25 protein-coding genes and 1 tRNA gene are annotated in these 25,229 nt (G+C 70.6%); 16 read left to right on the top strand and 10 right to left on the bottom strand.

The genetic code is table 11. The annotated features are described in order from the left end of the window. The first annotated feature begins 50 nt into the window (after positions 1–50). From OF819_RS14445 to glmS, 3 genes are all read left to right on the top strand, one after another. Positions 51–1,019 carry a DUF4429 domain-containing protein gene (locus OF819_RS14445; RefSeq protein WP_267243907.1) on the top strand — a complete coding sequence of 323 codons (969 nt, stop codon included), beginning with the start codon at positions 51–53 and terminating at the stop codon, positions 1,017–1,019. A 77-nt stretch (positions 1,020–1,096) separates the two neighbouring features. Further along, positions 1,097–1,375: a hypothetical protein gene (locus OF819_RS14440; RefSeq protein WP_267243906.1), complete on the top strand. Its 279-nt coding sequence runs from the start codon at positions 1,097–1,099 to the stop codon at positions 1,373–1,375. A gap of 90 nt (positions 1,376–1,465) precedes the next feature. After that, complete coding sequence (glmS, locus tag OF819_RS14435) at positions 1,466–3,283, top strand: glutamine--fructose-6-phosphate transaminase (isomerizing) (RefSeq protein ID WP_267243905.1); 1,818 nt, start codon at positions 1,466–1,468, stop codon at positions 3,281–3,283. A 179-nt stretch (positions 3,284–3,462) separates the two neighbouring features. On the opposite strand, the gene OF819_RS14430 is transcribed toward glmS, so the two are convergent. Then, complete coding sequence (locus tag OF819_RS14430) at positions 3,463–4,032, bottom strand: GPR1/FUN34/YaaH family transporter (RefSeq protein ID WP_267243904.1); 570 nt, start codon at positions 4,030–4,032, stop codon at positions 3,463–3,465. Positions 4,033–4,380: 348 nt separating this feature from the next. Further along, positions 4,381–4,902 (bottom strand): universal stress protein, encoded by a 522-nt coding sequence (locus tag OF819_RS14425; RefSeq protein ID WP_267243903.1) that lies wholly within the window; start codon positions 4,900–4,902, stop codon positions 4,381–4,383. Positions 4,903–6,188: 1,286 nt separating this feature from the next. Between OF819_RS14425 and OF819_RS14415 the strand changes: the two genes are divergently transcribed. The 3 genes from OF819_RS14415 to OF819_RS14405 all read left to right on the top strand — a co-directional run bounded on the left by OF819_RS14415 (position 6,189) and on the right by OF819_RS14405 (position 8,198). After that, positions 6,189–7,397 (top strand): helix-turn-helix domain-containing protein, encoded by a 1,209-nt coding sequence (locus tag OF819_RS14415; protein ID WP_267243902.1) that lies wholly within the window; start codon positions 6,189–6,191, stop codon positions 7,395–7,397. 10 nt (positions 7,398–7,407) lie between these two features. Then, positions 7,408–8,019, top strand: coding sequence for an oligoribonuclease (gene orn / locus OF819_RS14410; RefSeq protein WP_267243901.1), 612 nt, complete (start codon positions 7,408–7,410; stop codon positions 8,017–8,019). 106 nt (positions 8,020–8,125) lie between these two features. Beyond that, positions 8,126–8,198, top strand: a tRNA-His gene (locus OF819_RS14405). Between the two features lie 84 nt (positions 8,199–8,282). Here OF819_RS14405 and OF819_RS14400 read toward each other — a convergent pair. The 3 genes from OF819_RS14400 to OF819_RS14390 are packed head-to-tail and all read right to left on the bottom strand — an operon-like array spanning position 8,283 to position 9,924. Then, entirely contained in the window at positions 8,283–9,134 is an 852-nt protein-coding gene (locus OF819_RS14400; RefSeq protein ID WP_267243900.1) for a helix-turn-helix domain-containing protein, read from the bottom strand. A gap of 24 nt (positions 9,135–9,158) precedes the next feature. After that, on the bottom strand, positions 9,159–9,692 hold the full coding sequence (locus tag OF819_RS14395; protein ID WP_267243899.1) for a DUF6879 family protein: 534 nt from the start codon (positions 9,690–9,692) through the stop codon (positions 9,159–9,161). Continuing rightward, positions 9,667–9,924: a hypothetical protein gene (locus OF819_RS14390; protein WP_267243898.1), complete on the bottom strand. Its 258-nt coding sequence runs from the start codon at positions 9,922–9,924 to the stop codon at positions 9,667–9,669. Before OF819_RS14390 ends, OF819_RS14395 begins: the two co-directional genes overlap by 26 nt. Before the next feature lie 243 nt (positions 9,925–10,167). On the opposite strand from OF819_RS14390, the gene OF819_RS14385 reads away from it, so the two are divergent. The 4 genes from OF819_RS14385 (at position 10,168) to OF819_RS14370 (ending at position 12,154) form a co-directional block, all read left to right on the top strand. Then, on the top strand, positions 10,168–10,350 hold the full coding sequence (locus OF819_RS14385; protein ID WP_267243897.1) for a hypothetical protein: 183 nt from the start codon (positions 10,168–10,170) through the stop codon (positions 10,348–10,350). Next, positions 10,347–10,703: a DUF6415 family natural product biosynthesis protein gene (locus OF819_RS14380; protein ID WP_267243896.1), complete on the top strand. Its 357-nt coding sequence runs from the start codon at positions 10,347–10,349 to the stop codon at positions 10,701–10,703. Before OF819_RS14385 ends, OF819_RS14380 begins: the two co-directional genes overlap by 4 nt. Before the next feature lie 198 nt (positions 10,704–10,901). Beyond that, on the top strand, positions 10,902–11,642 hold the full coding sequence (locus OF819_RS14375) for a class I SAM-dependent methyltransferase (RefSeq protein ID WP_267243895.1): 741 nt from the start codon (positions 10,902–10,904) through the stop codon (positions 11,640–11,642). A gap of 107 nt (positions 11,643–11,749) precedes the next feature. Continuing rightward, positions 11,750–12,154 carry a hypothetical protein gene (locus OF819_RS14370; protein WP_267243894.1) on the top strand — a complete coding sequence of 135 codons (405 nt, stop codon included), beginning with the start codon at positions 11,750–11,752 and terminating at the stop codon, positions 12,152–12,154. A 141-nt stretch (positions 12,155–12,295) separates the two neighbouring features. Here the strand turns inward: OF819_RS14370 and OF819_RS14365 are convergent, their stop codons facing one another. Next, positions 12,296–13,342 (bottom strand): LacI family DNA-binding transcriptional regulator, encoded by a 1,047-nt coding sequence (locus tag OF819_RS14365; RefSeq protein ID WP_267243893.1) that lies wholly within the window; start codon positions 13,340–13,342, stop codon positions 12,296–12,298. Between the two features lie 193 nt (positions 13,343–13,535). Here OF819_RS14365 and OF819_RS14360 point away from each other — a divergent pair, with 193 nt between their 5' ends. The 5 genes from OF819_RS14360 (at position 13,536) to OF819_RS14340 (ending at position 19,584) form a co-directional block, all read left to right on the top strand. Beyond that, a complete protein-coding gene (locus OF819_RS14360; RefSeq protein WP_267243892.1) occupies positions 13,536–14,855 on the top strand; it encodes an extracellular solute-binding protein in 1,320 nt (439 codons plus the stop codon). A 3-nt stretch (positions 14,856–14,858) separates the two neighbouring features. Beyond that, positions 14,859–15,872, top strand: coding sequence for a carbohydrate ABC transporter permease (locus OF819_RS14355; protein ID WP_267243891.1), 1,014 nt, complete (start codon positions 14,859–14,861; stop codon positions 15,870–15,872). Between the two features lie 9 nt (positions 15,873–15,881). Further along, on the top strand, positions 15,882–16,793 hold the full coding sequence (locus OF819_RS14350) for a carbohydrate ABC transporter permease (RefSeq protein ID WP_267243890.1): 912 nt from the start codon (positions 15,882–15,884) through the stop codon (positions 16,791–16,793). Positions 16,794–16,859: 66 nt separating this feature from the next. Continuing rightward, entirely contained in the window at positions 16,860–18,353 is a 1,494-nt protein-coding gene (locus OF819_RS14345) for a glycoside hydrolase family 1 protein (RefSeq protein WP_267243889.1), read from the top strand. After that, positions 18,301–19,584, top strand: coding sequence for a threonine synthase (locus tag OF819_RS14340; RefSeq protein WP_267243888.1), 1,284 nt, complete (start codon positions 18,301–18,303; stop codon positions 19,582–19,584). The genes OF819_RS14345 and OF819_RS14340 overlap by 53 nt, the downstream gene beginning before the upstream one ends. 167 nt (positions 19,585–19,751) lie before the next feature. Here OF819_RS14340 and OF819_RS14335 read toward each other — a convergent pair whose 3' ends face one another. From OF819_RS14335 to OF819_RS14325, 3 genes are all read right to left on the bottom strand, one after another. After that, on the bottom strand, positions 19,752–21,236 hold the full coding sequence (locus OF819_RS14335; RefSeq protein ID WP_267243887.1) for a cellulose binding domain-containing protein: 1,485 nt from the start codon (positions 21,234–21,236) through the stop codon (positions 19,752–19,754). A gap of 184 nt (positions 21,237–21,420) precedes the next feature. Further along, positions 21,421–22,827, bottom strand: a complete 1,407-nt coding sequence (locus OF819_RS14330; protein ID WP_267243886.1) for a sensor histidine kinase — start codon at positions 22,825–22,827, stop codon at positions 21,421–21,423. A 7-nt stretch (positions 22,828–22,834) separates the two neighbouring features. Further along, positions 22,835–23,521 carry a response regulator transcription factor gene (locus OF819_RS14325; protein WP_267243885.1) on the bottom strand — a complete coding sequence of 229 codons (687 nt, stop codon included), beginning with the start codon at positions 23,519–23,521 and terminating at the stop codon, positions 22,835–22,837. Positions 23,522–23,608: 87 nt separating this feature from the next. On the opposite strand from OF819_RS14325, the gene OF819_RS14320 reads away from it, so the two are divergent. Then, the gene (locus OF819_RS14320; protein WP_267243884.1) at positions 23,609–24,208 is read left to right on the top strand and encodes a hypothetical protein; all 600 of its coding nucleotides are present in this window, start codon (positions 23,609–23,611) and stop codon (positions 24,206–24,208) included. 87 nt (positions 24,209–24,295) lie between these two features. Here OF819_RS14320 and OF819_RS14315 read toward each other — a convergent pair whose 3' ends face one another. Beyond that, complete coding sequence (locus OF819_RS14315; RefSeq protein WP_267243883.1) at positions 24,296–25,156, bottom strand: spermidine synthase; 861 nt, start codon at positions 25,154–25,156, stop codon at positions 24,296–24,298. Positions 25,157–25,229: the final 73 nt, after the last annotated feature.

The raw sequence follows: 25,229 nt of genomic DNA, 5'->3' as shown, positions 1-25,229 counted from the left end.
GGTCAAGGTGTAGACCACTTGCTCGGTCGGCGGATGGAAGAATCCTTCCCATGGCGGAAATCATCCAGAAGGACGGGACCTGGACGTTCGACGGCGAGACGGTGCGTATCGTGCCCGGAAGCGACCGGGGCGTGAGCCTGCTGCGCAGGACGCTGGGCGAAATCGCCGTGCCGCTCCACGCCCTGGCGGGCATCTCCTTCGAGCCCGGGAAGCGCTCGGGCAGGCTCCGGCTGCGGCTGCGGAATGGCGCGGATCCCCTCCTCCAGATCACCCGGGGCAAGCTGGATGACGCCTCCGACCCGTACCGGCTGGTCGTGGAAGGCAGCCGCAGCGGCGTCGCGGAGTACTTCGTGGACGAGGTCCGCAATGCGCTGCTGCTCGACCAGGTGGACGACGGGCCTGCCGAGCGCTATCTGCTGACCGGCCCCGCACTGCCGATCACGGCGAGCGCGGGCGACGGCACGGTTGCCTTCGACGGGGAGCGGATACGGCTGTCGTGGAACTGGAAGGCCGAGGAGTCCAAGTCTTCGGGCGGTGAGCGGCTGCTGGAGCTGGCCGAGGTGGAGGCGGTGGAGTGGCTGCCCTCGGCGGGACTGGAGAACGGCTATCTGCGTTTTGTGTCCGCCAAGAGCGGGAACCGCACCCCGCCGAAGTACGACCCGTACGCCATCGACCTGTGGGGCTTTCGCAAGGACCCGCTGATGGCGCTGGTGGCGGCGGCCGTGGTGGCGCGTCTGCCGCATCCGTACGCCCCCGCACCCGCCGACCCGCCCCCTGAGCCCGGCACGCCCGTCCCCACCGCGGCGGACGCCGCCGCGCGGGCTGCCGCCGCGGTGGACGCCGCCCCGCAGGCCGCCGCCCTCACCTCTGCCGCCGGAGACACGGCAGCGGCCCCAAGCGGCGACGATCATGACGCGCTGCTGCGGCGACTGCGCGAGCTGGGCGAGCTGCATCAGGCCGGGATACTGACGGACGAGGAGTTCAGCACCGCCAAAAAGGCCGTTCTCCGACGTATGTAACCTTGATCACACAGGATCCTGCCCGGAATCGGGCAGGAATCTTGCGTACAAACCCGCACTGCCCTCAGTATCTACGGGTGCTCGAACGCCGTACGCCGTCCCATGAGGACCTCGTCGACCACCTTGTGCGCAGCACCGCGCTGGCACGCGGTGAGGCCGCCAGGGTGGTGCTCGATGTGCTGGCGTACTTCGACGAGACGACCGAGGAATTCGTCCGCCGCCGCCACCGCGAACTCAAGGCCGGCGGCGCGCTGAACGCGGAGATCTTCGAGCGGATCGCGGCCGAGCTGCCGCACCGCGCCGTGGCGCCGCCGGAGCTCTCGCTCCGCCAGCTGCGCCGCATCGTCTACGGCTGAGCGGCGGCGGCCGGCGGCCACACCGCCGAGCGGCCGGGGCCCGGGGCCCTGGGCACACATCTGAACATTTCCTGGAGGGGCAGAAACTCTATGTGCGGAATTGTCGGTTACATCGGCAAGCGTGATGTTGCTCCGCTGCTGCTCGAAGGTCTGCAGCGGCTGGAGTACCGGGGCTATGACTCCGCGGGTCTGGTGGTCACCGGCCCCAAGGCCGCCGGCCTGAAGATGGTCAAGGCCAAGGGCCGGGTACGGGATCTGGAGGCCCGCGTCCCCAAGCGCTTCGCCGGCACGACCGGCATCGCCCACACCCGCTGGGCCACGCACGGCGCCCCCAGCGACGAGAACGCCCACCCCCACCTCGACCCCGAGAACAACGTCGCGGTGGTCCACAACGGCATCATCGACAACGCCTCCGAGCTGCGCGCCAAGCTGGAGGCCGACGGCGTCGTCTTCGCCTCCGAGACCGACACCGAGGTCCTCACCCATCTGATCGCCCGCTCCGAGGCGGACACGCTGGAGGAGAAGGTCCGCCAGACGCTGAAGCTGATCGAGGGCACCTACGGCATCGCCGTCATGCACGCCGGCTTCTCCGACCGCATCGTGGTGGCCCGCAACGGCTCCCCCGTGGTCCTCGGCATCGGCGAGAAGGAGATGTTCGTCGCCTCGGACGTCGCCGCGCTGGTCACCCACACCCGTCAGGTCGTCACCCTCGGCGACGGCGAGATGGCCACCCTCAAGGCCGATGACTTCCGCACGTACACCACCGAGGGCTCGCGTACGACGGCCACGCCGACCACCGTGGAGTGGGAGGCCGAGTCGTACGACATGGGCGGCCACGACACGTATATGCACAAGGAGATCTGCGAGCAGCCCGACGCCGTGGACCGGGTGCTGCGGGGCCGTATCGACGACCGGTTCTCCACCGTCCACCTGGGCGGGCTGAACCTGGACGCGCGCGAGGCCCGCTCCATCCGCCGGGTGAAGATCCTCGGCTGCGGCACGTCCTACCACGCCGGTCTGATCGGAGCGGGGCTGATCGAGTCGCTGGCCCGCATCCCGGCCGACGCCGAGCCGGCCTCCGAGTTCCGCTACCGCAACCCCGTCGTGGACCCGGACACCCTCTATGTCGCGGTCTCCCAGTCGGGTGAGACGTATGACGTGCTGGCCGCCGTCCAGGAGCTCAAGCGCAAGGGCGCGCGGGTGCTGGGCGTGGTGAACGTGGTCGGCTCGGCGATCGCCCGCGAGGCCGACGGCGGCACCTACGTCCACGCCGGGCCCGAGGTCTGCGTGGTGTCCACCAAGTGCTTCACCAACACGGTCGTCGCCTTCGCGCTGCTCGCCCTGCACCTGGGCCGGATCCGCGATCTGTCGGTCGCCGACGGCAAGCGGATCATCGAGGGCCTGCGCCGGCTGCCGGCCCAGATCTCCGAGATCCTCACCATGGAGGACGAGATCAAGCAGCTGGCCAAGGAGTACGCGGACGCCAAGTCGATGATGTTCATCGGCCGGGTGCGCGGCTACCCGGTGGCGCTGGAGGCATCCCTGAAGCTGAAGGAGATCTCCTACATCCACGCCGAGGCCTACCCGGCCTCCGAGCTGAAGCACGGCCCGCTGGCGCTGATCGAGCCGGCGCTGCCCACGGTCGCGATCGTGCCGGACGACGATCTGCTGGAGAAGAACCGCGCGGCCCTGGAGGAGATCAAGGCCCGCAGCGGCCGGATCCTGGCGGTGGCGCACCAGGAGCAGGAGAAGGCCGACCACACGATCGTGGTGCCGAAGAACGAGGACGAGCTGGACGCGATCCTGATGGGCATCCCGCTGCAGCTCCTCGCGTACCACACGGCGCTGGAGCTGGGCCGGGACATCGACAAGCCGCGGAACCTGGCGAAGTCGGTCACCGTCGAGTGACGGCCGCCCGCGCGGGGCACGCCCCCGCGCGGGCCATGCATGAAACCCATGCATGAAACCCATAGATGAACCCGTGCATGTACCCGTGCGTAAAGCGGTCCCCCTGCGCGCTGCCACCAGGCGCGCAGGGGGACCGCTCGTGTTCGCCGGCGCAGCCCTCAGCGCCGGCGGACAGCTGCTCAGCCAGTGGCCGTCACTCCCCGGCCGGCAGCTCGCCCTGAGAAGGTGGGCCACTTGGCGAGGGCCGCCGTCGCGCCGTACCAGGCCATGAGACCGGCCACCGCGCCGACCCAGCCGCCCGCCTTCGCCAGCCCGTCGCTCCCTGCGAACGACGCGACGCCGATGAGCAGCAGCGACATAAAGAGCAGCCCGTACACGCCCTGACCGAGCAGACCGCTCCCCGCGGACGCGGCCGTCAGAGTCAGCGCCAGCAGCGCGAACAGCAGCAGGAACAGGCCGGCCGCCTCCGCCGAGACCTCAGCGCCCGCGGAGGTGCCCCAGGTGAACCAGAAGGCGCCGAGCCCGGCGAAGGCCGTGCCCGCGCCGCCGTGGCCCGCGCGGAATTCCAGCAGTCCGACGATGAACAGGGCGACACCGCCGACCCAGGTCGCGAGGGCGGCCGCGTCCCCGGCGGCGACATTGTCGATGACGCCGGTGTGACCGACCCCGAACGCCAGCAGGGTCAGACCCAGCGCGAGGTGGCCGAGAGTCGAAGTATTAGCGCTTCCCGCAGAGACGTCGTTGTCCACGGCGGGCTCCCTTCCCGTACTGTCCGTGCAGTTGTGCTGCAACCCAGCGACCCTTATGTACCCTTCACAAGCTCACAACCCACCTGTACGCGCCGGTAGATTTATGCGAGCACAAAGGAAGTTGACGCCGCCTCACCAGGGTGGACACGAGGATGACGCACGGCGTCCTCGGACCGTACGGGGAGAGAAGCGGGGTGGTGCGCGCCGGGTCGCACGGGGGCGCACGCGGCGGGCGTCGAGCCGCGCCGTCAGGGGATTGCCGTCAGGGGGATTGCCGTCCGAGGAACGCCGTCAGAGGAATGCCGTCAGAGGAATGCCGCAGCGGGCCTGAGGATCAAGGGATGCCGATCACGGGATCACGATCACGGGGCGCTGGGCGCGGCGCGCCAGACGGCCGGCGACGGAGCCGAAGATACGGCCGACGATGCCCTGCGTGGAGCCGACGACGATCGCGTCGGCGGAGTACTCGCGGCCGACCTCTTCCAGTTCATGACAGATGTCGCCGCCGCGCTCGACGAGGATCCACGGCACATCGGAGAGATAGTCGGCGCAGGCCAGTTCAAGCCCCAGCACCTCGGTGCGGTGGTCGGGGACGTCCACGAAGACCGGCGGCTCACAGCCCGCCCAGACGGTCGTCGGCAGCCGGTTGGCGACATGGACGATGATCAGCCCGGAGCCGGAACGTATCGCCATGCCGATGGCGTAGGCCAGCGCCCGCTCGCTTGAGGTCGATCCGTCGAAGCCGACGACGACGCCATGCCGGAAGGCGGGGTCGCAGGCCGCGCGCGGCTCTTCCGCCGCCTGCAGGTCCGACAGAGGATCGGCGACCTGCTTGCGGTCCGCGGGTTCGGAGAATTCGTGACCGGCCATCGGCATCTCGACGAAGAGGGTCCTCTAAAGATCTACGGAAGCGGAGCTGTGTCCGGGAATCATCTTCCCAACCCCATACCCGCAAGGGTACGGGGACACTCCTCTCCTGCCCAGAGCCCGCAGGCTCATGCACGCCGTTCCCGGCGTTCCAGGGAGCATGCCCGAGCCGGCCCCGTATGGCAATGCCACGGCCGCCGTACGGCCCACAGGGCGGGCCGCGGGCTCCTCACCGGGGTGCCGGGCCGACGGCGCGGCCGGCGACGCAGGGCGAGGCCGGGCGGGGCCCTGAACGACCACCCTGAGCGACGGCCCGGGACGATCCGCAAATGATCCGCGGACGATCTGTGGACGATCCGCGTCGCGACGGTCAGTGACCGGGAGGCTCCGCCCTTCGTTGGACAGTGCGCCACCCCGTCGCCCCCAGGGAGCATCCGTGTCTGCTGCACCGTCCGCCCCACGCTCGCGGCGGGCCAAGCGCCGCGCACCCGCCCCTGCCGCCCCTGGAGCCTCTGGGCACACTCCGCACACTTCGCGGCGCGCACTGCGGACTCCGGGCACGCCGGGCGCGCCCGGTGGGACAGGATTCGCCTCCGGAGCCGACCCGGCGGGCGACGTGGTGCGCTGGGCCGCCTTCAGCTGTCTGCTCGTACCGGTCGTGCTGGTCGTGTACGGAAGCTCGGTCGGCGGAGCGGCCGCGACCGCACTGGGGCTCGCTGCCATCACGACGGCCTGCCGTGTGGTGCTGCGCCACTCGGAGCGGGCGGCCGCGCGCACGGCCTCTCGGGCGGCGCGCCCGCCCGTCGCGGGAGCGCCCGGGGAGTCGGCGCCCCGGGCGCACCGCAGTGGACGCCACGGCGCGACGCGCCCCCGACGACCCCTGTCGCACCCCCCGGAAGGCTGACGGTTTCGCACACCCGCACCCGTATGTTTTCAGCCAACTTCCCGCCTGCGGCCGCCCCCTGGCGAAATGGCCCGCCAACCCCCTTGCCACCTGGGAAGAAAGGACCATTCGCGGCTCTGACACCCTACGGGGACGGGCCATGCATGAGACGCGCACTTCCCTGCGGGCCCCGCGAGTGGAACGCTTCGTGATCGAATGCTTCGCGCCAAGTTGCCATGTCGACATACCGGTGCATGCCGAACTTGTCACACCGGCACGACGGGACGCAGTAGATTCGATCATGAGATCGCTGGCTGGGACTCGTGCAAAAAACGAGGGGAAAAGTGCAGGAGCGAAAGGCCCGAAACGAACGGGGAGACGCGAACACCGAGGGGGGCTTAGCGTCATGAGTCAGGACTCCGCCGCACCGGAGGCGGCACGGAAGCTCTCCGGGCGGCGACGCCGGGAAGTCGTCGCGGTGCTGCTGTTCAGCGGCGGCCCTATATTCGAAAGTTCCATTCCACTCTCGGTGTTCGGGATTGACCGCCAGGACGCCGGAGTGCCTCGCTACCGCCTGCTCGTCTGCGGTGGCGAAGACGGCCCGCTGCGGACCACCGGAGGGCTCGAACTGTCCGCGCCCTACGGACTGGAGGCGATCGGCAGGGCCGGCACCGTGGTGGTGCCCGCCTGGCGCTCGATCACCTCCCCGCCGCCGCCCGAAGCGCTGGAGGCGCTGCGCCGGGCGCATGAAGAGGGCGCGCGGATCGTGGGGCTGTGCACCGGGGCGTTTGTGCTGGCCGCGGCCGGACTGCTGGACGGCCGCCCGGCGACCACACACTGGATGTACGCGCCGACGCTGGCCAAGCGCTATCCGTCGGTCCATGTGGACCCGCGGGAGCTGTTCGTCGACGACGGCGATGTGCTCACCTCCGCGGGCACGGCGGCCGGAATCGATCTCTGCCTCCACATCGTGCGGACCGACCACGGCACGGAGGCCGCCGGGGCACTCGCCCGCAGGCTGGTCGTGCCGCCGCGGCGCAGTGGCGGGCAGGAGCGCTACCTGGACAGGTCTTTACCGGAGGAGATCGGCTCGGACCCGCTCGCCGAAGTGGTGTCCTGGGCCCTGGAGCACCTCCACGAGCAGTTCGACGTGGAGACGCTGGCAGCGCGTGCGTATATGAGCCGGCGCACCTTCGACCGGAGGTTCCGCTCGCTCACCGGCAGCGCTCCGCTGCAGTGGCTGATCACCCAGCGGGTGCTGCAGGCGCAGCGGCTGCTCGAAACCTCCGACTACTCGGTCGACGAGGTCGCGGGACGCTGCGGCTTCCGCTCCCCGGTGGCGCTGCGCGGCCACTTCCGGCGGCAGCTCGGCTCGTCCCCGGCGGCCTACCGGGCCGCTTACCGGGCGCGACGCCCCCAGGGCGGAGAGTCAGGAGGTTCCCCGGTAGTAGACGCGGTAGTACCGGCCCAGGCGAGACGGGCCGGCGCCGCGGCGGGCCCCCTCGGTTCGGGCGCTACCGCGTCCATACCGCCTGAGCTGGGAAAACCGCCGTCCGACAGCTATATGTCAGGTCCCGGTCGTCCGAGCCTGCCCGGCCAGCGGAGTGCGCCATAAGGTAGGACGCATGAACGACCGCATGGTGTGGATCGACTGCGAGATGACCGGGCTCTCGCTGACCGACGACGCACTCATCGAGGTGGCCGCGCTGGTCACCGACTCAGAACTGAATGTGCTCGGTGAAGGGGTGGACATCGTCATCCGCCCGCCGGACGCGGCGCTCGAGACGATGCCCGGGGTGGTGCGCGAGATGCACACCGCCTCGGGCCTCCTCGCCGAGCTCCCGAACGGCACCACGCTCGCCGACGCCGAGGCCCAGGTCCTCGCCTACGTACGCGAGCATGTCAAGGAACCCGGCAAGGCGCCGCTCTGCGGAAACTCGGTCGGCACCGACCGGGGCTTCCTCGCGCGCGACATGCCCGCGCTGGAGCAGCACCTCCACTACCGGATCGTCGATGTCTCCTCGGTCAAGGAGCTGGCACGCCGCTGGTACCCGAGGGCGTACTTCAACAGTCCGGAGAAGAACGGCAACCACCGCGCCCTCGCGGACATCCGCGAGTCCATCGCGGAGCTGCGCTACTACCGGGAGGCGATCTTCGTCCCCCAGCCGGGCCCCGACTCGGACACTGCGAAGGCCATCGCGGCCAAGCACGTCCTCCCCGCAACCCCGACCCCCTGACCCGGGGTCCCGCTCCCCCAGACCCCCCGATCCGAAACCCGGGCGCGAGCACCCTCCCGGACCCTGTACACTTTTTCTCGGCCGGTCGGGAAAAGGACCGGTCGCGGTGGGTATAGCTCAGCTGGTAGAGCACCTGGTTGTGGTCCAGGATGTCGCGGGTTCGAGTCCCGTTACTCACCCTGATGGATCAAGGCTCGGCCTGCACAAGCAGGCCGGGCCTTCGTCATGCCCGCGCCCCTGGGGCATGACGGAACCCGCAGCAGCTAGCCCAGCGCCTCGATGGCCTTCAGCACGAGGGCGCGCGCCTCGGCCCCGTACACGGCCATGCTGCGCAGCTGCTCGAACGCATTGACGTACAAGGCGATTTCGGAGGGCTGCGTGATGTTCACCTCGGCGGAGACCAGCTCGACGGACACGAGTGTGTCGTCGTGCACATCGAACGTCTCCTGTGGCCACAGCGCCCGCTCGCGCGTCGACATCGGGATGATGCCGAACGAGACCGTCGGCAGCGCCCCAGCGGTGAGCAGATAGCCCAGCTGCGCGGCCATCGCGTCCGCGTCGCCAAGCTGGTAGTAGAGCACCGCCTCCTCGATGACCATGACGAAGCGGTGACCGGGCTCGTGAATGATCTGCGAGCGCCGCAGACGTGCCTCTGCGGCTTCGACAGCATCGTCGGGAACGCCGAGGAGACGGGCGTTGGCACTCAGCAGAGCGCGCGCGTACCCCTCGGTCTGCAGTAGCCCGGGTACCAGCACCGGGGAGTACACGCGCAGCAGTTTCGTCGCCTTGTACAGCTCGGTGTAGCTGTCCTGCAGCTTCCGCAGGCCCGTGCGCACACGTTGCCGCCATTCGCGGAAGAGGGATTCCGCGTGCTGGGAGGCCGCGATCAGGTCGGCAGCCTGGTCGGTGCCGCCGGTCGCGCGGCACCACAGGCGGATGTCGGTGGGCGATGGCGGTGTCCGGGCGTTTTCGACGCGGGAGGTCTTGGAGTGGTGCCAGCCGCATTGGGAGGCCAGCTCAGTGACCGTCAGTCCGGCGTTTCTCCTCAGGTCGCGCAGTTGCCGCGCCACCTTCTCGCGTGCGGCCTGGGCCGAGGAAGACGGGGAGTTGGACATGAGCTGGCCAGTGCTGCTTTCCGTTCAGTGGATCTCGTACTCGCCGTGCGGGACGGCACGCTCCCAGACTGCCTCGAACGCTTCCGAGCACTGCTTGACGATGCTCGGTTCGGTGCGCAGCTCCATCGGCGGATTCCCCCAGTCGCCAGCCCCGCTGAAGTGGTTGAACAAGACCTGCGTCCCATCGAAGATCCACAGGTCGGCGCCCGGCAGCATAAGATCGGCGGCCCGCCGACGAGGCAACCAGCGCACCAGCTCGCCGGCATGTACGTTGACAGCTGCTCCGGCGTGCTCGTACCGGATGTAGTCGGTGACCGGTTCGGACACGATACGAGCTCGCCGCACGACAACCCCACGCGCAACGGCGCGGGAGACCATGTCGACCCACGGCGCCCAGTACTCCGAGGCGGGGTCCGCGTCGCGCCGCCCTGTGCTGAGCCAGGTCCTGAAGTCATCCGCTTCGTCCCCGACCGCATACTGATCGCGCATTTCGAGGTGTACGGCTGAGCGCTGCGCAGCCTCCATCAGTTCGTCAAAGCTGGGTGCGTTCTGCGACATCACAGGCCCCCCTCAGTACGGGCACGAGGCGTGCGGGGATACGGATCACGGTCTCATGGTCAGGGATGGTCTTCACGTGCCCCGGCGCGGTGTTCTCGACACACTCGGCCCGCGTCTCCTCGTCTGCCGTATAGCCCTGGATCACGATGTCCGCGCTGTCCAGGTCCACCCAAGCCGTTGGTGACCCGTTCTTGCCGGTATCCGGGTCGATACCGATGAACTGCAGGTGCATGACCGGCCTCCATCCATCGTGCACTGATGTGCACCACTGTCATCCCTGAGAACGAAAGAGGCAAGACCAACGGCGGTTTGAATGGCTGCCTAAATGGTTGTACGCACATTGATGCACACAGCTGGCCGCATTGCGTACTGGGCTCCTACCGTCGTGGACAGCGGTAGCCCGTCCATCTACCCGTGAACACGCCACGCACCCGTGCGGGGCAGCCACACTCAGCGGAGGCTCACAGTGCCCACCATGGATCCGCCGATCACCCTTGCCCTGCCTGCCGAGCAGCCCGATCCAATGCCGGGCTGCGGTGTCTGCGCCGCACTCGCCCAGCAGCGCGCCGAGGCCATGGGCCGCCGGGACTGGTCCCGCGTGACGGACTGCAACGTGGAGATCCGCAACCACCACCACGCCCCGAAGGCCAACGCATGAGCCGGGCAGCAAGCCCGATGGGGCTCGACATCACGGCCATGCGGACGGAGGCCGAGCAACTGCTCTTCTCCACCGCCGAGGTGCCGGCGTACGACGGGCTGTGCGAACTGACGCTGCGGATGCGCGGCCACATCATGCAGCTCACCCCCGCCGTGGAGGACGGGATGGCCGCCCACCCGCACAACGACGACGTATGGGCGAACGCGCTCGGCAGCGTCGCACGGGCCGGGTTCCGGCTTCTTGAGGAGCCCCCGAACGGCAGCCTCACCCAGGCCATCGCCTACGCACAGCGCCTCGCCCGCGCCGTGGTCGCCCTCGCGGACGCCCTGGCCGCACTGAAGGCAGCACGATGAACGAGGGGTCCGGCATCCGCTCGACGCCGTACATCCGCTCGTACACGGAGCCGGGACGAGGTCCGCATCTTTGTGGCTTCTGCCAGTACGACCGTCCGCCGGGACGCAGGAAGACTGCCCGTCAGAGGCTGCGGCGCGTCCCCGGAGCCGGGGGAGTCGAGGCCGAGGACATGACCGAGCAACGGGGAGGACAGCGCGGTGAGCATGCAGCAGTACGACGAGATCGGTGAGGCGTTCGAAGGCTTCAAGTCCCTGCCGCTGACGCAGTACGGGGAGGTGCCGAGCTTCCTGGCCATGGTCGGGGATGTGCGCGGCAAGTCGGTTCTGGATCTGGCCTCCGGCACAGGCTTCTACAGCAGGGAGTTCAAGCGGCGTGGGGCCGCGGAGGTGCTCGGGATCGACATCTCCACGGAGATGGTCGCCGCGTCACGGGCCTTTGAGGAGCGTGATCCGCTGGGTGTGCGCTACGAGGTGGGCGATGTGTCCGAACTGCGGCCCCTTGAGCGGCGCTTCGACATCGCCACGGGGGTTCAGCTGCTCAACTACGCGGAGGACATCGCCGCCATGGAGCGGATGTGCCGCAATGTGCGTCGGAGCCTGAAGCCCGGCGGCGAGTTCTTTGTGCTCGCCCAGACACCCGACTACCGCTTCGACGGGCCGTCCCTGGAGAAGTACGGCTTTCTGTGCGAGCCGACCGGCGAGGAGATCGAGACCGGACCGCGCGTGAGGATCACGGCGCTGCTCGACCCGCCGATCTCGTTCATCGGCGCGTGCCCGCGCCGCGAGGTCTACGAAAAGTGTCTGCGGGCGGCCGGATTCAGCGAGGTGACCTGGGTCCCGCTGGAGGTGTCCGACGCCGGAGTGCGCGCGTTCGGTGCGGACTTCTGGGCGGACTGCCTGGCCAACCCTCCGCTGGAGATGCTGCGCTGCCGCGCCTGAGGGGAGTGCGTCCCTCGAACGGGTGAGCGTGATCAGTTCCGGGGGTGTGACGCCCGGCCGCGTATGACGCTGGCACGGAGAGTCATACCCGAGGATTGTGAACTCATATGCGCCCGGCCCGCTTTGCCGACTTCGTCGTCGAGCTTGTGAAGAACCAGACCGACGCCTCCCGCGTGATGCCGCTCGCGGAGGCCGCGGTTGGCGAGCTGCCGTTCGGGGTGGTCGTCGAGCGGGGCGGGCGGGAGGAACGGTGGCAGTTCATCGGGCAGTTGGCCGATGGGGAGAAGCACGAGCACCCCGAGAAGCCCGTCGAGGGGAAGCCGGCAGGGGCCGGTGAGCTGCCGAAGGGCGGCGACGGCGAGGCATGGTTCGCCGCGGCGGTGGCGAGGGCGGGGTGCGCGGAGGTCGCCGGGGTGGAGCGGTGGTCCGTGCGGGCGGGGGCCCGTGTCGACCACCGGGGGGTGACCGTCAGATTCCATAACGGCGCGCGGATCTTCGCCCGGCTGTTCTGACCGTGCGGGCTCATGCCAGGCGGGCTCACGCCGTGCGGGCCTGAACCGTGCGGGTCTGAACCGCGCGGGCCTGAATCCCGCGAGTACCGGGCGGGCTCACGCCGGGCGAGCCTCAGCCGCGCGGGCCTGCACCCCGCGGGCCTATGACGAGTCGCGGACGACCAGCTCCGTGGGGAGGACCAGCTGCGGGCGCTCCGGCGAGCGGGTTTCGATCTGCTTCAGCAGGAGCCGGGCCATCGTGCGGCCCATCTCCTCGATCGGCTGGCGCACGCTGGTGAGCGCCGGGTCCATATGGCGGGCGACGGCCGAGTCGTCGAAGCCGACCAGGGCCACATCGCCGGGGATGCGGCGGCCCGCGTCGCGGAGGACCTGGCGGGCGCCGGCCGCCATGACGTCGGAGGCGGCGAAAACGGCGTCCAGTCCGGGCCGGCGGTCGAGGAGGGCCGCCATCGCGCGACGGCCGCCCTCCTCGGTGAAGTCCGCGGGGACGATCATTTCGGGGTCCGCGGGCAGACCCGCCGCTTCCAGGGCCCGGCGGTAGCCGTCGAGACGGCACTGCGCGCCATATACGTCCAGGCGTCCGGTGATGGTGGCGATCCGGCGGCGGCCCCGCTCCGCCAGATGGGCCACCGCGCCGCGCGCGCCCTCGAAGTTGTCGGAGTCGACCGCGGCCAGCGTCTCACCGGCGGAGCGCCGACCGCTGATCACCGCCGGGATGTCCAGCTCCGCGGCCATGTCGGGCAGCGGATCGTCAGCGTGGACGGACACCAGCAGCACCCCGTCCACGCGGTGGGCGGCCAGATACTGGGCGAGGCGGCGGCGTTCCCGGTCGCTGCCGGCGAAGGTGAGCAGCAGCTGCATATCGGTGTCGGCGAGGGCCTCGCCGACACCGCGGACCATCTCGGAGAAGTACGGCTCGGCGAAGAAGCGGTGCTCCGGCTCGGGCACGACGAGGGCGATGGCGTCGGTGCGGTTGGCCGCCAGCGCGCGGGCGGCGCGGTTGGGTACGTAACCGAGCTCCGCGACCGCCGCCTCCACCGCGGCCCGTGCGCGTTCGCTGACCCGCGGCGAGCCGTTGATCACGCGCGAGACCGTGCCGCGACCCACTCCGGCGCGGGCGGCCACCTCTTCGAGGGTGGGTCTGCCCGTGCCCCGTCCCCCGTTTCGCGTATGGATTGACCGAGACACCAACTCCGCCTCCCCAGGCTTCCCAGGTCGAGAACATAACGTGTCCGGTGCCTTGACACCCTCCCCGGGAGCCGCAACCCTTCAACACATCGCACATGGGAGCGCTCCCACAGTACCTGACTCATTCACAACCCGCACGTCCTGCACGCCAGTTGGCCGGGGGGTCGGCACGTCAGGGCGCAAGGAGGACGCAATGCGCAGGACCGTATCCCTCGCCGGGCTCGCCGTCGCGGCCGCTCTCGCCGCAGGGCTGCTGACCGGGTGCGCCGAGGACGCCGAGGAGCCCACCGCGAGATCCGGCGACGGCGACAGTGACAAGGGGAAGATCACCCTCACCGTGGGCGTCTTCGGGGCCTTCGGCCTGAAGGAGGCCGGTCTCTACGACGAATATATGAAGCTCAACAAGAACATCGAGATCAAGCAGACCTCGATCGAGCGGAACGAGAACTACTACCCGCAGCTTCTGACCCATCTGGGCACCGGCAGCGGTCTCGCCGACATCCAGGCGGTCGAGGTCAACAACATCGCGGAGATCACCGCCACCCAGGCGGACAAGCTGGTCGACCTGGGCAGGGCCCCCGGCGTCTCCAAGGACTCCTTCCTGGACTGGAAGTGGGCGCAGGGCACGGCCGGGGACGGCAGGACCGTCGCCCTCGGCACGGACATCGGCCCCCAGGGCATCTGCTACCGCAAGGACCTCTTCGCCAAGGCTGGCCTGCCCACCGACCGCGAGGAGGTCGGGGCGCTGTGGGCCGGCGACTGGAACAAGTACCTGGACGCGGGCAAGCGGTTCCAGGACAAGGCCCCGGAGGGCGCGGCGTTCACGGACTCCGCCTCAGGGGTGATGGCCGCGATCACCGGAAGCAGCGAGACCCGCTTCTACGACAAGGACGGCAAGGTCGTCTATAAGTCGAACCCGGCGGTGAAGCAGGCCTGGGACATCGCCGCGGCGTTCGCCACCGAGGGGCTGACGGCCAAGCTGCAGCAGTTCACCCCCGCCTGGGACCAGGGCTATGCGAACGCCACATTCGCCACCGTCTCCTGCCCGGCCTGGATGCTCGGCTATATCCAGGACAAGGCCGGGGACGCGGGCAAGGACAAATGGGATGTCGCCGCCGCTCCCAAGCCGAGCAACTGGGGAGGCTCCTTCCTGACCGTGCCCAAGGCGGGCAAGCACACGGAGGAGGCCGCCAAGCTCGCCGCCTGGCTGACCGCCCCGGAGCAGCAGGCGAGGCTCTTCAGCGAGCGCGGCAGCTTCCCCAGCGCGCGGGCCGCCTATGAGCTGCCCGCAGTCTCCGACGCCACCCATGACTACTTCGGCAACGCCCCCATCGGGCAGATCTTCTCCAAGGCCGCACAGGGCGTGCCGGTGCAGATCCTCGGACCGAAGGATCTGATCATCGCGCAGAACATGGCGGACATCGGGATGCTCCAGGTCGACCAGAAGGGCCGGTCGCCCAAAGAGGGCTGGGACGCCGCGGTGAAGGCCATCGACAACGCGCTGGATCTGTGACCGATGGCGAGTGAAGCACCGGCCGCACCGCCCTCGGCCGAGGAGGAGGGCGCGGCGTGCACCCCGGCTCCGCGCCGCCCGTCCCCGGCGGCCGAGGAGCGCCGCCGCGCCCGGCGCAGCCGCCGCTACCGGCTGGATGTGAAGTGGAGCCCGTACGCATTCATCGCCCCCTTCTTCCTCTTCTTTCTGGCCTTCGGCCTGTTCCCGCTGCTCTACACCGGATGGGCTTCGCTGCACCGGGTCGAACTGACCGCGCCCACCGAGATGGAGTGGGCCGGAGCGCACAACTACGCACGGCTGCTCCAGGACGACTTCTTCTGGAACGCCCTGTGGAACACCGTCACCATCGGGCTGATGTCGACGGTCCCGCAGCTGCTGATCGCGCTGGGCATCGCGCATCTGCTCAACTACCGGCTGCGTGGCTCGATGTTCTTCCGGGTGGCCGCGCTGACCCCGTACGCGACGTCGGTGGCGGCCGCGACCCTGGTCTTCGTCCTGCTCTTCGGCCGCGACTACGGCATGATCAACTGGGCGCTGGGGCTCATCGGCATCGACGCCGTCGACTGGCAGAACGGCCACTGGACCTCCCAGTTCGCCGTCTCGACGATCGTCATCTGGCGCTGGACGGGCTACAACGCGCTGATCTATCTGGCCGCCATGCAGGCCATCCCGAACGATCTGTACGAGTCTGCGGCGCTGGACGGGGCGTCACGCTGGCAGCAGTTCATCCATGTGACGGTGCCGTCGCTGCGGCCGACGATCCTGTTCACCTGTGTGGTGTCGACCATCGGCGCGACCCAGCTCTTCGGCGAGCCGCTGCTGTTCAACGGCGGGGCGGGCGCGACCGGTGGGGCCGATCATCAGTTCCAGACGCTCGGGCTCTATCTGTACGAGCAGGGCTGGGTGAACCTCCATCTCGGCCGGGCCTCGGCGATCGCCTGGGCCATGTTCCTGATCCTGCTGCTGATCGGCGCGGTGAACTGGCTGATCGCGCGCCGGCTGAGCAAGAGTGCGTAGGGGGACGGCATGCTGACGGATGAGACGGCCGCCAACGCGGGCGCGGTGAGCGGCGAGTCGCCACCGCCGCGACGCCAGCGGCGGCGCGGGCGGGCCGGACGCCAGCTGCACGGCGGGCGGTTCACCTATGCCGTACTGACCCTGTTCACTTTCGGCTCCCTCTTCCCCCTCGTCTGGACGGCGGTCGCCGCCTCCCGGAACAACACACGGCTCGCACAGACTCCCCCGCCCTTCTGGTTCGGCGGCAATCTCTTCAAGAACCTGGAGATCGCCTGGACCGACGCCAATATGGGCACGGCCCTGCTGAACACCGTCGTCGTCGCCGGCTCGATCGCCACCGGCACAGTCCTGTTCTCGACTCTCGCCGGCTTCGCCTTCGCCAAACTCCGCTTCCGCTTCAAGAACCTCCTGCTTCTCGTCGTGATCGGCACGATGATGGTGCCGCCGCAGCTCAGCGTCGTACCGCTCTACATGCTGATCGCCGAGCTGTCCTGGACCGACCAGCTGCAGTCCGTCATCCTCCCCACCCTGGTCAGCGCCTTCGGGGTGTTCTTCATGCGCCAGTACCTGACCGAGGCGCTGCCCGCCGAGCTGATCGAAGCGGCCCGGGTGGACGGCGCGAGCAGCTGGCGGGTGGTGTGGCATGTGGTCTTCCCCGCCGCCCGCCCGGCGATGGCGGTGCTCGGGATGCTGACCTTCGTCATGGCCTGGAACGACTTCTTCTGGCCGATCATCGCGCTGACCCAGAACGGCAGCCCGACCGTGCAGGTCGCGCTGACCGGCCTCGGCCGCGGCTATATCCCCGACCAGTCGGTGATCATGGCGGGCGCGCTGCTGGGCACCATGCCGCTGCTGCTGGCCTTTGTGCTCTTCGGCAAGCAGATCGTCGGCGGCATCATGCAGGGAGCGGTCAAAGGCTGACGGTCCCCTCTGGTCCCCCCTCCCCCCCGAACTCTCACTCCTTCCCCGACGACCCCGGAGGTCGCCATGACCGCTGCCGCCGCCCGCTTTCCGTCCTCCTTCCTGTGGGGCACCGCCACCGCCGCCTACCAGATCGAGGGCGCCGCACGGGAGGGCGGCCGCACCCCGTCCATCTGGGACACCTTCAGCCACACCCCCGGAAGGACCCTCAACGGGGACACCGGGGACATCGCCGCCGACCACTTCCACCGCCGTGCCGAGGACGTGGCGCTGATGGCCGGGCTCGGCGTCAACGCCTACCGCTTCTCCGTGTCCTGGCCGCGGGTGCAGCCCACCGGCCGGGGCCCGGCGGTCCAGCGCGGCCTCGACTTCTACCGCTCGCTCGTCGACGACCTCCTGGAGCACGGCATCCGCCCCGCGCTCACCCTCTACCACTGGGATCTGCCCCAGGAGCTGGAGACCGCCGGCGGCTGGCCAAAGCGGGACACCGCGCACCGCTTCGCCGACTACGCCCGTATCGTCGCCGAAGCTCTGGGCGACCGGGTCGATCTGTGGATCACCCTCAACGAACCCTGGTGCAGCGCCTTCCTCGGATACGGCTCGGGCGTCCATGCGCCGGGCCGCACCGACGCGGTCGCCGCGCTGCGCGCCGCCCACCACCTCAACCTCGGCCATGGACTGGCCGCACAGGCGCTGCGCGCCGTACTCCCCGCGAGCGCCCAGCTCTCCATCAGCCTCAACCACCATGTGGTCAGGGCCAGGAGCGACAAGCCCCAGGACCTGGAGGCGCGCCGCCGCATCGACGCGGTCGCCAATCGCGTCTTCACGGGGCCCCTGCTCCAGGGCGCGTATCCGCGGGATCTCCTCGCGGACACGGCGGCCCTGACCGACTGGTCCTTCGTCCACAGCGATGATCTGGCCGTCATCGGCCACCCCCTCGACATGCTCGGCCTGAACTACTACGCACCCTCAGTTGTAGCGGCCGCCACTGACAGTCACCGCAGCGGCGCGGACGGGAGCGCCGACGGCCATGGCAGCGGCGCGCACTCGCCCTGGCCCGCCGCGGACGACGTCGCCTTCTGCCGGCCCTCCGGCGAACGCACCGCGATGGGCTGGCCCGTCGACCCGACCGGTCTGCACGAGCTGCTGATGCACTACACACGCGAAGCCCCCGGCCTGCCCCTGCTGATCACCGAGAACGGCGCGGCCTACGACGACAAGCCGGCCGCCGACGGCTCGGTCCACGACCCCGACCGGATCCGCTATCTCCACGGCCATCTCTCCGCCCTCCAGCGTGCGATGGCGGACGGCGCGGATGTGCGCGGCTACTTCCTCTGGTCGCTGATGGACAACTTCGAATGGGCCTACGGCTACAGCAAGCGGTTCGGCGCGGTGTACGTCGACTACGAGACCCAGGCCCGCACCCCTAAGTCCAGTGCGCGCTGGTACGCACAGCTGGTGCGTACAGGAATGCTGCCGGAGCCGCCCATCCGCGACCATGGGAGCCATGGACACGACGACACACGACGGGGACGCAACAGCCGGCTCCCCGACGGATGACTCCCTGGCGACCGCACAGCGCTCACTGGGCGACCGGTCGGTGACCTTCCCGCTGTGGCCCGTGCTGACCGCGGGCTGCCCGGCCACCGGCGCCGCCGAGGTCTCCTATCCCCTTGAGGTGGACTACGCCTACGACCGGGCGCACCCCGGGCTGTTCGACCCCCGGTCCGGCTCTTCACCCTCGCCCCGCAGCCAGGGCCTGGAGCGCTTCGCACCCCTGCTGCCCCCGCTGCACGCGCCGGGGCTCGCGGAGGGCCGAACGCCCCTCGTCGGCATCGGCGACGGCGTCTACGTCAAGGACGAGTCCCGCAATCCGACCTGGAGCCACAAGGACCGGCTCAACCGCTGCACGGTCAGCGCGGCCGTCGGCAGCGGCGCGCAGGGCGTCGTCGTGGCCTCGTCCGGCAACCACGGCGCGTCGGCGGCGGCGTACGCGGCCCGCGCGGGGTTGAAGTGCGTGGTGCTCACCGCCGTAGACGCGCCCCCGGCCATCGTGTCGTTCCTCCAGGCGTATGACGCCGTGGTGCTGCCCGTGCCCCCGGAGGAGAGCTGGCCCCTGCTGCGGAAGCTGTCCGACCGGCTCGGGCTCCACCCCGTCAGCAACTCCACCCCCACGCACACCGGCCACCCCTTCGGCCCCGAGGGCTACAAAACGATCGCCTACGAGATCCACGAAGAAGTCGGCGCCCCGGCGGCCGTGTTCGTGCCGACCGGATACGGCGAGCTGCTGTTCGGCGTGTGGAAGGGGTTCAGCGAGCTGCGGCGGCTCGGCGTGGCCCACCGTATTCCCCGGATCTTCGCCTGCGAACCCGCCGCCGGGGCGCCGCTCGCCGCGGCCCTGCGCCAGAACCTGCCCGCCGCCCAAGTCCGGGTCGGCCCCACCGACGCGTATGCGATCAGCTGCTCAGTGAGCGGCTATCGGGGGGCGGTCGCCGTACGGGAGAGCGGCGGGGAGGCCCTGCCGGTCGACGACGCGGCGATGCGCGCGGCGCAGCGGGAGCTGGCGCGCCAGGGGTTGTGGGTCGAGTTGTCGAGCGCCGCGGGGCTGGCCGGGCTGCGCGCCCACGGCGCACGGCGGCCGACCGCCGGATTCGACGGTCCTGTGGTGTGCGTCTCGACGTCCAGCGGTTTCAAGGACCGCGGCATGGGCGCGCGGTCCGCGGAGCCCGCCGATCCGGGCTGGGACGCGGTGGTCCGCCGGCTGAAGGCGGCCGGTGTCGACACCGCCTGAGCCCGGGGTGCGGCAGGAGCGCGTCCCGGCCGGTGGTGTGGGGGAAGGAGCCCGGCCGGGACGCGCAGCATGGGAGGGCGGGGTGCGCCCCGGGTGTCGGCCTGCTGGTACGCGGCCAGCTGGTACGGCCAACTCGGCCTGCTGTCCACGCGGTCTGCTGGTACGGCCTACTGGTACGCGGAGAACGCCTTGGTGAACGCGAGCGGCTGCTGGAGGATCGAGCTGCACGTCGCGTCGGCGTAGTCGACCTCGCCCGCGGCGCACTGCTTGTCACGGGTCGAGGACCACATCGACAGCCAGCCGATGCCCTTCGAGCGGGCGAAGCCGACCAGCTGGGTGGCGTCGTCGACCTTGAAGATCTCGGTGGTCACATCGTTGACGCCGATCATCGGGGTGACCGCGAGCGTCTCCCAAGCGGCCTTGTCCGACAGCCCGAGCACGCCCTTGATCTGCGCCTGCGTCGCCATCGCCGCCTGGATCGCGTACTCGCCCATGTCACCGCTGTACGCGGGGCCGTAGTCCATCGCCATGATGTTGACGGCGTCGACGCGCACCCCGTTCTTCTCGGCGTCGGCGAGGAGATCCACGCCCGGCTGGGTCAGCCCCTCGGGCATGACGGGCAGGGTGAACGACACATCGAGCCCCGGGTGGGTCTTCTGGAGCTGGGCGATGGCCTGGGAGCGGCGGGAGTTGGCGGCGGTGTCGGGCAGGGCCGCGCCTTCGACGTCAAAGTCGACCTTGGTGAGCCGGTACTGGTCGATGACCTTGCCGTACGCCTTCGCCAGCGCGTCGGCCGAGGAGCAGTTCAGCGCCAGCTCACGGCCGGCGGCCCCGCCGAACGAGACCCGTACGTCGCCTCCCTTGGCACGCAGGGCGTCGATCTGGGCGGCGACCTTGTCGTCGGCGAGGCCGGTGACGCCGCCCCACAGGGGGGTGCAGCCGCCGCCCGCGGTGATGAAGGCGAGGTTGAACTCCTTGACGCCGGTCCTGGCCGCCGTGTCGAGCATGTCGTACGCGGGATACAGCGACGTGTCGACGTACGGGGCGAACCGCGCGGCCCGCGCTGTGCCGCCGTCCCCGGGCACGTCGCCCGTCGGCGACGGGACCGGGTCCTCGGAGGCCGTCGCGTCCTCGGAGGGCGTCGGGTCCGTGGTCGGCGTCTGCGTCGGCGCGGGCTGCTCGGTGGGGCGGCCGCTGGGCTGCGGCGTCGTGTCCGGGTCGGCTGAGCAGACGGCCCCGTTGACACGGCAGCCGGACGGGTCGCCCGCCGTGCCCTCGGCTGAGGTCACAAAGCCGACGGTGACGGAGGCGCCGGGCGGCAGCTCCTTGTTCCAGCTCGCCGGCCGGACGGTGACGCGCCGCCCTTCGACGGTGTGCTCGCCGTTCCACAGCGAGCTGATCCGGGTGCCTTCGGGCAGTTCGAACTCCAGCGTCCAGCCGGACTGCGCGGCGTCGGTGTCATTGGCTATCACGTACTGCCCGGTGTAGCCGCCGGTCCAGGAGCTGGTCCTGGTGTACGCGGCGCCCACGGAGGCCGCCTGCGCGGTGCCGGTGAACGCGAACGCCGCGCCGCCGATCACCGCTGCCGCGACGACCGCCCCGATGGCTTTGGCGGTGCCGCTCGCCCTGCGCCGGTGCGTACTGCTGCCCATGCGTGCCTGCCTCTGTGGTGCGGAAGTGGGGGGTGGTGCGACAGCACGCTAGCGATCTCGGAACGGACAAATGCCAGCATCAAGGCGGCAGTTGGAAGTCTTAGGTTCCGCTTAAGGAAGGCATGGGACCCGATTAAAGATCGCCCAAGGGTCAGCGACCCTGTGCGACGCCCGCTCCCGCGGCTCAGGCCGGGACGCGCTTGCGGCGGCGTACGGCGCTCCCGCGGTGCCTCGTCCTGCGCCGTGCCTCCCGGGAGGCACGGCCGCCGAAGGAGTCCAGCCCGATCCAGATCCGCACCTCCGTGCCGCCGAGCACCGAGCTGCCGATCCGCACATCGCCGCCCGTCGACTCCGCGACCCTGCGCACGATGTCCAGACCGAGCCCCGTCGAGCCGTCCCCGCCGGTGCTGTGGCCGCGAGCGAGCGCGGCCTCGGGGTCGGCGATGCCCGGTCCGGCGTCCGAGACCAGCACGATCACCGCGTCCTCTCCGTTGTGCACATCGACCGAGAAGGCCGTGCCCTCCGGGGTGTGGCGGAAGACGTTGCCGAGCAGCGCGTCGAGAGCGGCGGCCAGTTCGGGTCGGGCGACGGGGATGCGCACGGGACGGTCCACGCCCGCGACGCGCACCTTGCGCCCCTCGTCCTCGGCGAGCGCCGACCAGAAGTCCATGCGCTCCCGTACGACTTCGGCGGCGTCACAGCCCGCGCCGGGCCCGGTGGCCGCGGTCTGCGGCTTGGCCTCCCGGGCGGTGCGGATGATGGTGTCGACCTCGCGCTCCAGCTGCTCGACGGCCGACCGGGTCTGGTCGGCGGCGGGTCCGTCGCCGAGGGAAGCGGCGTTGAGGCGGAGCACGGTGAGCGGCGTGCGCAGCCGGTGCGAGAGGTCGGCGGCCAGTTCGCGTTCGCTGGCGAGGAGCTGAACGACCTGATCGGCCATCGAGTTGAAGGCCACGGCCGCCGAACGCAGTTCGGCGGGGCCTTCCTCGGGGACGCGTGCGCCGAGCCTGCCCTCTCCCAGGGCATGGGCCGCGCCCGCCAGCCGCTGGGCCGGCTGGACCATCCGGGCGCCGAGCCGGTCGGCCACCGCGACCGAGCCGACGATCAGCGCGACGCCGACGCCCGCGAGCAGCAGCCAGGCCGTGATGACGCCCGCGGCGACATCGCCCTCGGGCACGAACACCTCCACGATGGCGATCTCCCCGGAGGCGATGGCGGTGGGCTGGAGCAGCGCGGAGCCCCCGGACACCTCGCTGACGGAGGCGCGGCCCAGACGCCGCGCGGTCGCCAGGTCCTGCTGCGCGGCCCGGCGGGTGCCGATCTCCAGCGCCTGGCTGCCGGGCTCGCCCGAGGCCGGGACGTGTACGGCGATCCGCCCGGCCGCGCCCGCCTGTGTGGAGGCGACGGCCCGCTCCAGGGGGGCCCGTTCCGCGGTGATGGAGAGGGTGGGGCCGATGGCGGCGGCCTGCCGTTCGGCGTTGGAGAACGCCCGGTCCCTGGCCATCTCCTTGATGACGATGCCCAGCGGCACGGCGAACGCCACGACGACCATCGTCGTGACCGCCAGGGCGACCTTGACCAGCGCCCATCTCATCGCGGTCTCACCTCGGGGGCTCCAGTTTCACTCCCACACCCCGGAGGGTGTGCAGATAGCGGGGGCGTGCGGCGGTTTCGCCGAGTTTGCGGCGCAGCCAGCTCAGATGGACGTCGATGGTCTGGTCGTCGCCGTAGCTCTGCTGCCACACCTCGGCGAGCAGCTCCTTGCGCGGTACGACCACTCCGGGGCGTCCGGCGAGAAAGGCCAGCAGATCGAACTCGCGCCGGGTGAGATCGAGTTCCCTCCCGTCCAGGCAGGCCTGGCGGCGCAGCGGATCGACGCTGAGCCCGCCGACCTGCAGGACGCGCGGCGGCGGGGCGTCCCCCGCGGAGCGGGCCCGGCGGAGCACGGCGGCCATCCGGGCGGAGAGGTGTTCCACGGAGAAGGGCTTGGTGAGGTAGTCGTCCGCGCCGTCGTTGAGGAGCCGTACGATCTCGGTCTCGTCGTCGCGCGCGGTCGCGATGATCACGGGTACGTCGGTGATGCCGCGCAGCATCTTCAGCGCTTCCGACCCATCCAGATCGGGCAGTCCGAGATCGAGAATGACCAGATCAAAACGGAAATGGGCCACTTCGCGCAGCGCCTCAAGGGCCGTTCCGACGCTCCGTACGGTGTGGGACGCCTCGGTGAGATGCCGGATGAGGGCGGAGCGCACGAACTGGTCGTCCTCGACCACGAGCACACTTGCCATGGGCGGCACCGTACGCCATTCGGGGGACAGGGGGCCCTTGTGGGACGACGATGGTGACGGTGGTGCAGGTGAGGCCCGTGGTGCAGTATGGGCCGCGTGCGGAGAGGTCTTGTCCATGCCCTGGCGTGGTCGCTGTCCACGGGGGCGGCGACGGCGTTGTCCTGGTGGGGCGTTCATACGGTGATGGCGGGGACGGCGTACGACCCGCCGCGCGCGGTGGCGCTGCCCGCCGGAGACTCGGCCGCCTCGGACGGCACTGACGGCACGAACGGCTCCGCGGCGGTGGGGAACACCCCGGCGCCGGCGGCCTCGTCGACAAGCCGCCCGCCGAAGTCCCCCGGCCCGTCGGCCCCGTCGCCGAACCCGTCCGGCCCGGCGACGTCGCCGGCCCCGGCGAAGCCGGAGAAGGCGACGCCGCCCTCTGCCACTTCCCCGGCATCCTCCTCCGCCCCCTCCGGGAGTTCCGGGAACGTCAAGGGCTACACGGTCGACGGCGGCCGCGTCGTCTTCGACCTCGGCGAGACCTCCGCCGAACTGGTGTCGGCGACTCCCGCGGCGGGCTGGCAGATGCAGGTCTGGAAGCAGCCGACCTGGATCCGGGTGACCTTCACCGAAGACGGACGCGAGGTGTCAGTGTTCTGCACATGGCACGACACCGCGCCGCGGGTGCAGATCGACGAGCGGTGACGGTCCGGCAGCGGCCGACGGGCCCGGGCGAGCCCCGACGGGCTCCGACGGGCTCCGGCAAGCTGACGGGGCTGACTGACTGACCGGCTACTGGAACACCGCGGGCGGCGGTACGGGGGAGTCCTGGGCGCCCTCGTCGGTCACCGGGGGCGCGCCGCCCGTGAAGTCGACAAGGGCGCGGCCGTGTTCGACGCGCCCCGCGTGCGGATCGGTCGCGACACGGCGGGTCAGCTCGGCGACGGGCAGCGGACCGTCCGCCGCGAGCAGCACGGCGTTGCCGAAGCGGCGTCCCCGCAGCACGGTCGGGTCCGCGGCGAGCGCAACCTCCGGGAAGACCGCGGCGGCGGTGGCGACCTGAGCGCGGAGGTGGGCCAGCGGGGGGCCGTCCGTGAGATTGGCCGCGTACCAGCCGCCGGGCCGAAGCGCCCGGCGCACCTCGGCGAGGAACTCGACGCTTGTCAGATGCGCGGGGGTGCGGGCCCCGCTGAACACATCTGCGATCACCAGATCCGCCCAGGCGTCCGGCGTCTTCCCGAGGCCCGCGCGGGCGTCCGCGGTCCGGATGCGTATGCGCGCCTTCGGGTCCAGCGGCAGCTGGGCGCGGACCAGCTGGACGAGCGCCGCGTCGACCTCCACCACCTGCTGCGTGGAGCGGGGCCGGGTGGCCGCGACATAGCGCGCCAGGGTGCACGCCCCGCCGCCCAGATGCACGACGCGCAGCGGCCGCCCGGGCGGAGCGGCGAGATCGACGACATGGCCGAGCCGCCGCTGGTACTCGAAGGAGAGATACGTCGGGTCGTCGAGGTCGACATGCGACTGCGGCGCGCCGTCGATGAGCAGCGCCCACGCGCCGGGCCGGTCACGGTCGGGCACCAGCTCTGCGAGGCCGGTGTCGACGGGGGCGCGGCGGGCGGGGGGCGGGGGGTGTCGGCGCGTGCGTTTTGCCACGGCTTCATTATCGGCCCCGGCGGGGGCGCCGTGCGGCGCGGGCCGCCGGGGCGCGGGCTTGGGCTCCCCCGGG

The sequence above is a fragment of the Streptomyces sp. PR69 genome (assembly GCF_026420845.1).
In the GTDB taxonomy this organism is placed as follows: Bacteria; Actinomycetota; Actinomycetes; order Streptomycetales; family Streptomycetaceae; genus Streptomyces.
Note: the sequence above shows the minus strand (reverse complement) of the source record. Positions and strands in the feature narration are given on the sequence as shown.

Bases quoted from the DNA above. Each gene is read 5' to 3' on its own strand.
- orn (WP_267243901.1), top strand. From the start codon at position 7,408: ATGAACGACCGCATGGTGTGGATCGACTGCGAGATGACCGGGCTCTCG.
- OF819_RS14385 (WP_267243897.1), top strand. From the start codon at position 10,168: ATGGATCCGCCGATCACCCTTGCCCTGCCTGCCGAGCAGCCCGATCCA.
- OF819_RS14345 (WP_267243889.1), top strand. From the start codon at position 16,860: ATGACCGCTGCCGCCGCCCGCTTTCCGTCCTCCTTCCTGTGGGGCACC.
- OF819_RS14380 (WP_267243896.1), top strand. From the start codon at position 10,347: ATGAGCCGGGCAGCAAGCCCGATGGGGCTCGACATCACGGCCATGCGG.
- OF819_RS14350 (WP_267243890.1), top strand. From the start codon at position 15,882: ATGCTGACGGATGAGACGGCCGCCAACGCGGGCGCGGTGAGCGGCGAG.
- OF819_RS14390 (WP_267243898.1), bottom strand. From the start codon at position 9,924: ATGCACCTGCAGTTCATCGGTATCGACCCGGATACCGGCAAGAACGGG.
- OF819_RS14370 (WP_267243894.1), top strand. From the start codon at position 11,750: ATGCGCCCGGCCCGCTTTGCCGACTTCGTCGTCGAGCTTGTGAAGAAC.
- OF819_RS14400 (WP_267243900.1), bottom strand. From the start codon at position 9,134: ATGTCCAACTCCCCGTCTTCCTCGGCCCAGGCCGCACGCGAGAAGGTG.
- OF819_RS14415 (WP_267243902.1), top strand. From the start codon at position 6,189: ATGAGTCAGGACTCCGCCGCACCGGAGGCGGCACGGAAGCTCTCCGGG.
- OF819_RS14445 (WP_267243907.1), top strand. From the start codon at position 51: ATGGCGGAAATCATCCAGAAGGACGGGACCTGGACGTTCGACGGCGAG.
- OF819_RS14335 (WP_267243887.1), bottom strand. From the start codon at position 21,236: ATGGGCAGCAGTACGCACCGGCGCAGGGCGAGCGGCACCGCCAAAGCC.
- OF819_RS14360 (WP_267243892.1), top strand. From the start codon at position 13,536: ATGCGCAGGACCGTATCCCTCGCCGGGCTCGCCGTCGCGGCCGCTCTC.
- OF819_RS14325 (WP_267243885.1), bottom strand. From the start codon at position 23,521: ATGGCAAGTGTGCTCGTGGTCGAGGACGACCAGTTCGTGCGCTCCGCC.
- glmS (WP_267243905.1), top strand. From the start codon at position 1,466: ATGTGCGGAATTGTCGGTTACATCGGCAAGCGTGATGTTGCTCCGCTG.
- OF819_RS14395 (WP_267243899.1), bottom strand. From the start codon at position 9,692: ATGTCGCAGAACGCACCCAGCTTTGACGAACTGATGGAGGCTGCGCAG.
- OF819_RS14425 (WP_267243903.1), bottom strand. From the start codon at position 4,902: ATGGCCGGTCACGAATTCTCCGAACCCGCGGACCGCAAGCAGGTCGCC.
- OF819_RS14355 (WP_267243891.1), top strand. From the start codon at position 14,859: ATGGCGAGTGAAGCACCGGCCGCACCGCCCTCGGCCGAGGAGGAGGGC.
- OF819_RS14320 (WP_267243884.1), top strand. From the start codon at position 23,609: ATGGGCCGCGTGCGGAGAGGTCTTGTCCATGCCCTGGCGTGGTCGCTG.
- OF819_RS14340 (WP_267243888.1), top strand. From the start codon at position 18,301: ATGGACACGACGACACACGACGGGGACGCAACAGCCGGCTCCCCGACG.
- OF819_RS14330 (WP_267243886.1), bottom strand. From the start codon at position 22,827: ATGAGATGGGCGCTGGTCAAGGTCGCCCTGGCGGTCACGACGATGGTC.